The organism is Teichococcus deserti (assembly GCF_001982615.1).
In the GTDB taxonomy this organism is placed as follows: domain Bacteria; phylum Pseudomonadota; class Alphaproteobacteria; order Acetobacterales; family Acetobacteraceae; genus Pseudoroseomonas; species Pseudoroseomonas deserti.
In genome coordinates, this window is record NZ_MLCO01000219.1 from 1 (window position 1) to 9,741 (window position 9,741).

A 9,741-nucleotide genomic window follows, 5' to 3' on the forward strand; every position below is an offset into this window, starting at 1 on the left:
GCGCCGGCGCCGGGCGCGGCGGTGCCGGTGGCGGGTTCACTGGCGCCGGCGGCGCGGCGGAAGGCCGGCCCGGCGGCGTGACGGAAGGCGGCGTCGGCGGTGCCACCGCCGGCGGCGCCGGCGCCGGCGCGGCGGGCGACCGCGGCGCCTCGCCGCCCGGGCGACGCTGCGGTTGCGGCGGCGCGGCCGGCGGCGGCGCGTCGACCGAAGCCGGCAGCACGACGATGGTCACGCTGCGCGCCTCGCGGTTCGGCGTGCGGCTGCTGAAGCCCGGATTGCGCGCCTCGGCGCGGATGCGGCCGCGCTCGATGCCCTGGCCGACCGAGAGCAGCTCCGACACCTCGCGCGCCCGGCGGGCGGCCAGCTGGGTGCTGGTTGCCTGCCCGCCCTCGCGCACCGCATGGCCGAGCACGCAGAGGTTGCGCGCCGGATTGGCGCGGGCCAGCGCCGCGGCGGCGGCGACCGGGGTGCGCGCCGCCTCGCTGGGCCGGGCGCTGCGCGGCGCGAAGGGGATCTCGAAGACATCGTCCTCGAGCCGCTCGGCGCCGATGCAGTTGAAGGGCCGCGGCTGGGCCTGGGCTTCGCCGCCCAGCAGCGGCAGCGCCAGCAGGGGGGCGAGGAGGAGGAGGCGGCTCATGTGGCGGCGAGCAGCCCGGCCTCGGCCAGCCGCGTCAGCAGCGCCGCCGCATCCACCGCCGGATGCGCCTGGCGCAGCTCGGCCTCGGTGCCGTCGGGACGGGCCAGCAGCCAGTTCGCCGCCTCGGCCTCGGCGGGCGCCAGCGACAGCGCGCCGGCGGGGGCCTTCACCACCCATTCGGCGCCGCGCCGCACCGCCTTGGCGCCCGGCGTGACGACGCGGAAGGCCGCGCCCTCGGCATCGCTGCCCTCGCCGGCCGAAGGCGCGGCCAGGCCGCGCGCCGCCAACAGGTCGTTGCCGCCGCGGCGATAGCGATAATCGGCCACGAACTTGGCCAGAACTTCCATGACCTTGGGATCCCGCGTCAGCTCGGAAAGGCGCTGCCCGAGCTGGGCAGCGCGGCTGGTCAACGCGAAGCGGGCGGCGGCGGTTCCATCCTGGCGCGGCAGCGGCTTGCGGAACTCGGTCTCGTAGAGCACGCGCTCCACCAGCATGTTCAGCAGGTCCATGCCCATCGGGGCGTGCACGCCATAGGCGATATGGACCGAGGCCGGCGCCTCGGCCAGGGCGTCATGGTACCAGCCGCGCGGCAGGTACAGCAGGTCGCCGGGCTTCAGGGTGACCTTGCCGCGCAGCTTGCCCTTCGCCTGGTCGTGATGCGCCTGGCCCAGGCTGCGGAACACCGGATGCGGGATCGGCCATTCGGCGCGGCCTTCCCAGATGTTCCAGGTCTTCTCGCCCTCGACCTGCACCGCCCAGACGTCATGCGTGTCGAAATGGCTGGGGAAGGCCTTGTGGCTCTGCCAGGAGATGTAGACGTTGCCCTGCGCCTTGCCGAGCCCGGCCTCCTCCAGCGCGTCGGAGACCGAGGCCAGGCCCGGGGTCAGGCTGTCGACGTCGTTCATCACCACCGAGGCGCCGCGCCCGATCCACTGGCCGACCATGCGCGCGTCGGGCTGCAGGGTCTGCGCATTGTCGCGGCTGGTGGCGCGGGTGCAGTACTGCTCTGCCGGCACGGCATTGCCGTCCATCACCAGCTTCAGCGACTGGCTGGACCAGATATGGGTCTGGTCCAGCAGCCGGTTGATCTGCCGCCACGACAGCACGGAGGCGAACTTGGCCGCCCCGCCCTGGACATGCAGGGGCTGCTTGTCGTGATACTCGGCAAAGAACTGCTCCGGCGTCATCGGAGCGAGGAGGTCGGCGAGCGTGCGGATCATGCGCGCAGCTTAGCCCTGCCTTCGCGCCGTGGTCACCAGGGGAAAACCGCCCTTTGGCGAAAGCGGCCAAATGATGGCCAATTGACGCTGAATTTTTATGCAAATTGCACCGTAGCTTGGCACGCTCCCGCTTGCGCCGGCCGCGCCCCGGGCCGATTTTCCGGCCAGCCTGCCAGCCCAGTCTGCCAGTCAGGTTCGATGGAGGAAGAAGTCATGCCCGAAGGCCAGATCCGCGAAGGCGGCCTGCGCGCCGAATTGCTGCGCACCGCCGCGGATGCCCTGCAGCGCCAGGCGCCGGGGCTGCCGCCCGCCGCGACCACCCTGCTGCAGCGCCTGGCCGACGGCCTGCCTGCCGCCGAACTCGCCGCCGAGCCGCCGGAGCGCCTCGCCGCCGCCGCCGCCAGCCTCTTCTCGCTCGCCGAGAACCGGACGCCCGGCCAGGCCAGCATCCGGCTGCGCCCCCCCGGCCCCGGCCGCGGCGCCGTGGCGGTCGCCGAGATCGTCACCGACGACATGCCCTTCCTGGTCGACAGCGTGCTGGCGGCCCTGACCCTCTCGGGCCGCACCGCGCGCCGCCTGCTGCACCCCGTCGTCCGGGTGAAGCGCGACGCCGCCGGCCATCTGCAGGGCTTCGACCCCTCGGGCGCGGCCGAGAGCATGATGCATCTCGAGATCGCCCCCTCCAACGCGCGGCTGCTGTCGGAGACCGCCGGCGGCGCCGAAGGCTGGGCCGCGACCGAGGAGGCGCTGCAGCGCGCCATGGCCGATGTCCGCCTGGCCGTCGCCGACTTCCCCGCCGTGCTCGACCGGCTGAAGCAGGCCGAGGCCGAGATCGCCCGGGGCCCGAATGGCGGCCCCGACAGCGAGGCCGGCCAGGCCTTCCTGCGCTGGATGGCGGAGGAGAATTTTGTGTTCCTGGGCCATCGCGTCATCCGCTTCGCCGACAGCGGCGACAGCGCTGAGGACGGGCTCGGCCTGCTGCGCGACGCCAATGTTCCCGTCTTCGACGCGCTGCGCGACCTCTCGGCCATCCCGGCCAATGTGCGGCAGTCGCTGCTGGGCGGCGGCGTGCTGTCCATCGCCAAGGCCAATATGCGCGCCCGCGTCCACCGCCCGGCGCATGCCGACGTGGTCGCCACCAAGATCTTCGGCGCCGACGGCGCGGTCGAGGGCGTGCGGCTCTTCGTCGGCCTCTTCGCCGCCTCGGCCTACAACCGCAACCCGCGCAGCATCCCCTGGCTGACCGCCAAGGTCGCCCGCATCCTGGACCGCGACGGGGTCGCGCCCGACAGCCATGACGGCCGCGCGCTGCGCAACATCCTCGACACCTGGCCGCGCGACGAGCTGTTCCAGGCCGACGAGGACGCCATCCTCTCCGGCGCCCGCCGCGCCCTCGACCTCTTCATCCGGCCGCGCCCGGCGCTCTACATCCGCCGCGATCCCTTCGAGCGCTTCGTCTCCGCCATCGCCTGGCTGCCGCGCGACAGCTTCGACACCCGGCTGCGCGAGAAGCTGGGCGGCATGCTGGCCCGCGCCTTCGACGGCCGGCTCTCCGCCTTCCACATCGCCCTCGGCGACACGCCGCTGGCCCGTGTCCACTACATCATCGGCACCGTCCCCGGCGCCGTCGGCACGGTCGACGACGACGCGCTGGAAGCCGCCGTCGCCCAGGCCGCCCGCCCCTTCGCCGACCGGCTGGGCGAGGCGCTGACCGCCGAGATGGGCGAGGCCCGCGCCGCCGCCGCCCTGTCGCGCTGGGCCGACGCCTTCCCCGCCGCCTATGCCGAGCAGACCAGCGCCGGCACCGCCGTGGCCGACCTGCAGATGGTCGAGGAGGCGCTGTCCGCCGGCCGCCCCGCCGCCCGGCTCGAGCGCGCGCCCGGCGCCGCCCGCACCGCGCTGACGCTGCGCCTGGCCCATGCCGGCGGCCCGCTGCCGCTGGCCGACGCGCTGCCGCTGTTCGAGAGCCTGGATCTGCGCGCCATCGAGGAGCAGCCCTTCCACCTGAGGGAAGTGACCGGCGGCACCCGCGCGGTGCTGCATATCTACACGCTGGAATCCGGCACCGCCCTGGGGGAGGCCCGCTTCCCCGCGCTGCTCGAGGCGCTGGAGGCGCTGCAGACCGGCCGCGCCGAGGTCGATGGCTTCAACCGCCTGGTACCGCGGGCCGGCCTGACCTGGCGCGAGGCCTGGCTGCTGCGCGCCCTGTTCCGCTGGCTGAAGCAGGTCGGCTTCCCCTTCGCGCAAGGGTCGGTCGAGGCGGCGCTGACCGGCCAGCCGCAGGCCGCCCGCCTGCTGGTCGACCTGTTCAACGCCCGCTTCGACCCGGCCGCCGCCAGCGGCGCCGGCGTGGTTGCCGCCGAGCGGCTGGAGGGCGACTGGGCCGCGCTGATGGACGCCGTCGAGGACCCGGATGCCGACCGCATCCTGGCGCGGCTGCGCACCGCGCTGGACGCCCTGCTGCGCACCAACTTCTTCCAGGACAAGCCCTATCTCTCGCTGAAGTTCGAGAGCGCGCGGGCCGGCGACATGCCGCAGCCGCGCCCCTGGCGCGAGATTTTTGTTCACGCGCCCCACATGGAAGGCTGCCATCTGCGCGCCGGCCCGGTGGCGCGCGGCGGCATCCGCTGGTCCGACCGCAAGGAAGACTTCCGCACCGAGATCCTGGGCCTGATGAAGGCGCAGCGGCTGAAGAACGTCGTCATCGTGCCGACCGGCGCCAAGGGCGGCTTCGTGCTGAAGGGCGCCGTGCCGCCGGCCACCGACCGCGAGGCCTTCATGGCCACCGGCATCGCCGCCTACAAGACGCTGATCCGCGGCATGCTGGACATCACCGACAACCTGCAGGGCGAGACGGTGCTGCCCCCCGCCCATGTCGTCCGCCGCGACGGCGACGATCCCTACATCGTCGCCGCCGCCGACAAGGGCACGGCGACCTTCAGTGACATCGCCAACGGCCTGGCCAAGGAATACGGCTTCTGGCTGGACGACGCCTTCGCCTCGGGCGGCAGCCAGGGCTATGACCACAAGGCCATGGGCATCACCGCCAAGGGCGCCTGGGTCATGATCGCGCGCCATTTCTCGGAATTCGGCCACGACATCCAGGCGGAGCCCTTCACGGTCACCGGCGTCGGCGACATGTCCGGCGACGTCTTCGGCAACGGGTTGCTGGTGTCGAAGCAGACCAAGCTGCTCGCCGCCTTCGACCACCGCCACATCTTCATCGACCCGACGCCCGACCCGGCCGCCTCCTATGCCGAGCGCGCCCGGGTCTTCGCCCTGCCGCGCTCCTCCTGGCTCGACTACGACGCCAAGCTGATCAGCCAGGGCGGCGGCGTCTATCCGCGCAATGCCCGCACCATCCCGCTCTCGGCGGAGGCGCGCGCGATGCTCGGGATCGAGGTGGAGAAGCCCGACCCGGCGACGGTGATGAAGGCCATCCTGCGCGCCAAGGTGGACCTGCTCTACTTCGGCGGCATCGGCACCTACATCAAGGCGTCGACCGAGTCCCAGGCCGAGGCCGGCGACCGCGCCAACGACGCCATCCGCGTCGACGGCCGCGAGATCCGCGCCCGCATCATCGGCGAGGGCGCCAATCTGGGCGTCACCCAGGCCGGCCGCATCGAGGCCGCGCGCCTCGGCGCTGACGGCGCCGGCGTCCGCCTGAACACCGACGCGCTGGACAACTCGGCCGGCGTCTCCACCTCCGACCACGAGGTGAACATCAAGATCCTGCTGGCCGACGCGCTCGCCGCCGGTGCCCTGACCGAGCGCCAGCGCGAAGGCCTGCTGCGCGAGATGACCGAGGAGGTCGGCGCCCTCGTGCTGCGCGACAACACCGAGCAGTCGCTGGCCGTCTCGCTTGAAGCGGAATCCGGCGCCGAGGCCCTGCCCGCCCAGGCCGCGCTGATGGTCCGGCTTGAGGCCAGCGGCCTGCTGGACCGCGCCGTTGCCGGCCTGCCCGATGCTGAGGGCATGGCCAGCCGCATCGCCGCCCAGCAGAAGCTGACCCGGCCGGAGCTGACCGCGCTGCTGCCCTTCGCCAAGCTGTGGCTGGCCGAGGCCATCGAGCACAGCAGCCTGCCCGACGACCCGGCGCTGCTGCCGCTGCTGGAGGCCTACTTCCCCAGCCAGCTGCGGCGTGACTACGCGCCCTTCATCGCCCGCCACCGCCTGCGGCGCGAGCTGCTGGCGACCATCCTGGCGAATGAGGTGGCCAACCGCCTTGGCCCGGCCGGCCTGGCCCGCCTCGCCGCCGGCTCCGAGCCGGCGGACGCGGCCCGCGCCACCATCCTGGCCGACCGGCTGCTGAACCTTGGCGCCGCCATGGAAGCCGCCGACCGCGCCGCCGCGCCGGTCGAGGCCCGCCATGCCGCGCTGATGGCGCTGCGCCAGCTGCTGGGCGCCACCGCCCGCGAGCTGCTGGCCATGCCGGAGACCGCCCGCCCGCTGGACGAGGCGCTGTCCACGCTGCGCCCCGGCATCGAGGCGCTGCTGGCGACGGAAACCGCCGCCGCCACCCCGCCGCAGAACGGCCTGCCCGAGCCGGTGGCCCGGCTGGTCGTCGCGGCCCCGGCGCTGGAAGCCGCCCCCGCCATCGTGCGCCTGGCGGCCTCGGCGTCGGTGCCGCCGGCGGAAGCGGCCAGCGCCTGGCGCTCGGTCGGCGACAGCTTCCACCTGGCGGAGCTGCGCCAGGCAACCGGGCTGGCCCCGGCCACCGGGCCCTTCGGCACCCGCGCCAAGGCGGCCCTGCTGGACGACCTGGCCGGGCTGCAGACCCGCCTGGCCCAGGCCGCCCTGCGCGGCGCCCTGCCGGACGCGGAAGCGGCCCGCCGCACCGCGGCCGACGCGGCGTCCCGCCCGGATCTGGCGGCGGTGACCGTGGCGGTGCGGGAGCTGAGCAAGGCAGTCTGAAGAGGAAGGCTGGGGGAATGAATTCCCCCAGACCCCCATCTTTTTTCTGATCACCGGCCGTTTGACGACCAGCGCTCCGTCGGATGCCTCACCAGGGCATCATGGCGGGGCGCTTTTTTTGATGAAATGGCGCACCCTCGCAGGTCGCGCCTCGGCGGGGCCGTTTCACGTGCCGTCGCCACGTGGACACGGCAGTCACCGCAGAAAAAAGAAGGGGTCCAGGGGAATTCATTCCCCTGGCCTGCCCCCTGCCCTTTCCCTTGTCTTCCCTTCCCGGGCACTCTCCCCGCCATGAATGCCATCATGTCGCGGAAAGCCTGGGCCTGGGCCCTATATGACTGGGCCAACAGCGCCTTTCCCACCGTCGTCTCCACCTTCGTCATCGCCGCCTATTTCACCCAGGGCATCGCGGCCGACGCCGCCACCGGCCAGGCCCAATGGGGCTGGATGCAGACCATGGCGGGCATCGCCATCGCGCTGCTCTCGCCGGTGCTGGGGGCGGTCGCCGATGCCGGCGGACGGCGGCGGGTGATGCTGCTGCTCTGCACCGTGGTGACCTCCGTCGCCACCGGCTTGATCTGGTATGCGACGCCGGGTCCGGATTCGGCGCTCTGGGCGCTGGTCTGCGTCGGCATCGCCACGGTGGGCTTCGAGCTCGGCACCGTCTTCTACAATTCCATGCTGCCGCAGGTGGCGCCGCCGGAGCGGCTGGGCCGCATCTCCGGCCTCGCCTGGGGGCTGGGCTATGCGGGGGGGCTGGCCTGCCTGCTGATCAGCCTGGTGCTGCTGGTGCAGCCCAATCCCTCGCCGCTGGGCCTCGACCGCGACGCGGCCGAGCATGTCCGCGCCACCGCCCTGCTGGTCTCGGTCTGGATGCTGGCCTTCGGCTGGCCGGTGCTGCTGGCCCTGCCCGACCCGCCGCCGCCGCGGCCCGGCTGGGGCGTCTCGGTGCGGCATGGCCTGGCCGAGATCTGGGGCGTGCTGCGGCGCCTGCCGCATAACCCGGTGATGGGCCGCTTCCTGCTGGCGCGGCTGTTCTACACCGACGGGCTGAACACGCTCTTCGCCTTCGGCGCCATCTATGCCGCCGGCAGCTTCGGCATGGGCTTCGAGGAGATCCTGATGTTCGGCATCGCGCTGAACGTCACGGCGGGGCTGGGCGCCGCCGGCTTCGGCATGATCGAGGACCGGCTGGGCGCGCGGGAGACGGTGCTGGTCTCGCTGGGCGCGCTGCTGCTGCTGGGCACCGGCGTGGTGCTGACCGACGACAAGACGGTCTTCTGGGGGCTGGCCATGGCTCTGGGCCTGTTCCTCGGGCCCGCCCAGTCGGCCAGCCGCAGCCTGATGGCGCATCTGGCCCCGCCCGAAGAAGTCTCGGCGCATTTCGGGCTCTTCGCCCTGTCGGGACGGATCACCGGCTTCCTCGGGCCGGCGGTGCTGGCCCTCGTCACCACCGCCACCGCCAGCCAGCGGGCCGGGATGGCGACGGTGCTGGGCTTCATCGCGCTGGGCGCGGTGATCCTGGCGACGGTGAAGATCAAGAAGCGTTAGGCGGGCGAGCCTTCGACGCCTTCGCTGCCCGCGCGCCAGCGGTGGGTGGAGGCGCCGAAGGCCACCATCTTGCCGGCCTCGTCGAAGACCTCGGTCCGCGCGAAGAAGATGTTGCGGCCGCGCGAGATCACCTGGCCGACCGCCACGATCTCGCCGCCGGCGACCTGGCCGGTGAAGCGGCAATCCAGGTCGATGGTCACCGCCTTGCGGACATTGCCCTCGACGCTGCACCAGAGGCCGGCGAAGGCGCCCGCCTGGTCGATCAGCGACAGGATGACGCCGCCATGGACGATGCCGCTGCGGTTCAGATGGCCGGCGCCGCTGTCGCAGACGACGCGGGCATAGCCGTCCTTCCACTCGGTCAGGCGGATGCCGAGCAGCTCATGGTACGGCGGCGGGGGCGAGGCGAGGTCGGGCTTGGACATGGTTTCGCTGGTGCCTGCTGCATCGCGGCAGGTCAAGCGGGCGCCAGCCTGGCTGTCAGCGCCTGTCCCAATCCGGTGGTCGGCGTCTTCCCCAGCGCGTCGGGCGTCGGGCCGGGCGGGGTCGGGATGGCGCCGGCGGCGCTGCGCAGCAGGCAGTCCAGGCTGTCCAGCACCGGGGCGCCGACCATCGGCTGCAGCCTGGGCGCCAGCCCGGCCAGGCCGGCGCCGCCCAGCACCACGGCTTCGGCGCCGTCGCCGATCGCGGCGGTGGCGGCCTCGGCCAGAAGGGAAAGGGCGCGCTCCGGCTCGCGGGCGATCATGTCGCCGGTGGGGGCGACGGCGCGGACCAGCACGCGCTCGGCCGGCCAGCCGCGGGACAGGGAGAATTCCTCGAGCATCGGCACCCAGGCGGTGCCGCCGGTCAGCAGGGCGACGCGGCGATGCGCGCCCAGCGCCAGCCGCAGCGAGGCATCCGCCATCCCCGCCACCGGCAATCCGGACAGTTCCCGGGCGGCGTCCAACCCGGGGTCGCCGAAGCAGGCGATGGCGATGGCGTCGACCTGTTCAGCGGCCTCGGCCACCAGCTCCAGCACCGCATGGGCCGCGATGGCGGCGGCGGTGCGGCTGGCGATGTAGCGGGCGCCGAAGCGCGCCGTCGCGCTGGACAGGGTGACGTGGCCCAGGCCCAGCCGCGGCAGGGCCTGGGTGGCGAGCGCCGCCATGCGCGCGGTCATGGCGGCGTCGGTATTGCCGTTCAGCAGCAGGATGCGCATCGGCCCAGCCTGGGCCGCGCCGCATCCCGCGGCAAGGGTCAGTTCTTCTGGAAGACCGGCGCCTGGCGGGTGGGGCCGCGGCCGGGGATGCGGGCGGGCGGCAGCTCGGCCTCCAGCAGCTCGGTCAGGCGGGTGATGTCGTGCTGCTGCAGCCCGCCGGGCTCGTCGCGCAGCGCGCGATGCGCGGCCCTCCGGGCCACGAGATTGGCGGTGCCACCGGG

7 protein-coding genes are annotated in these 9,741 nt (G+C 73.5%); 2 read left to right on the forward strand and 5 right to left on the reverse strand.

The window, feature by feature from the left end:
• The coding region (locus BKE38_RS20565; RefSeq protein ID WP_165694243.1) for an OmpA family protein at nucleotides 1–637 on the reverse strand (637 nt) is incomplete at its 3' end.
• A complete protein-coding gene (locus tag BKE38_RS20570) occupies nucleotides 634–1,857 on the reverse strand; it encodes a cupin domain-containing protein (RefSeq protein WP_076959121.1) in 1,224 nt (407 codons plus the stop codon). The genes BKE38_RS20565 and BKE38_RS20570, both read right to left, overlap by 4 nt.
• A 213-nt stretch (nucleotides 1,858–2,070) precedes the next feature.
• On the opposite strand from BKE38_RS20570, the gene BKE38_RS20575 reads away from it, so the two are divergent.
• Nucleotides 2,071–6,771: an NAD-glutamate dehydrogenase gene (locus BKE38_RS20575; protein ID WP_083747726.1), complete on the forward strand. Its 4,701-nt coding sequence runs from the start codon at nucleotides 2,071–2,073 to the stop codon at nucleotides 6,769–6,771.
• Nucleotides 6,772–7,074: 303 nt separating this feature from the next.
• The gene (locus BKE38_RS20580; RefSeq protein ID WP_083747727.1) at nucleotides 7,075–8,322 is read left to right on the forward strand and encodes an MFS transporter; all 1,248 of its coding nucleotides are present in this window, start codon (nucleotides 7,075–7,077) and stop codon (nucleotides 8,320–8,322) included.
• Here the strand turns inward: BKE38_RS20580 and BKE38_RS20585 are convergent.
• The 3 genes from BKE38_RS20585 to BKE38_RS32275 all read right to left on the reverse strand — a co-directional run.
• Complete coding sequence (locus tag BKE38_RS20585; protein ID WP_076959124.1) at nucleotides 8,319–8,747, reverse strand: PaaI family thioesterase; 429 nt, start codon at nucleotides 8,745–8,747, stop codon at nucleotides 8,319–8,321. The genes BKE38_RS20580 and BKE38_RS20585 overlap by 4 nt on opposite strands.
• Nucleotides 8,748–8,779: 32 nt before the next feature.
• Nucleotides 8,780–9,520 carry an aspartate/glutamate racemase family protein gene (locus BKE38_RS20590; RefSeq protein ID WP_076959125.1) on the reverse strand — a complete coding sequence of 247 codons (741 nt, stop codon included), beginning with the start codon at nucleotides 9,518–9,520 and terminating at the stop codon, nucleotides 8,780–8,782.
• Nucleotides 9,521–9,558: 38 nt separating this feature from the next.
• On the reverse strand, nucleotides 9,559–9,741 hold a 183-nt coding region (locus BKE38_RS32275), incomplete at its 5' end, for a hypothetical protein (protein ID WP_207553627.1).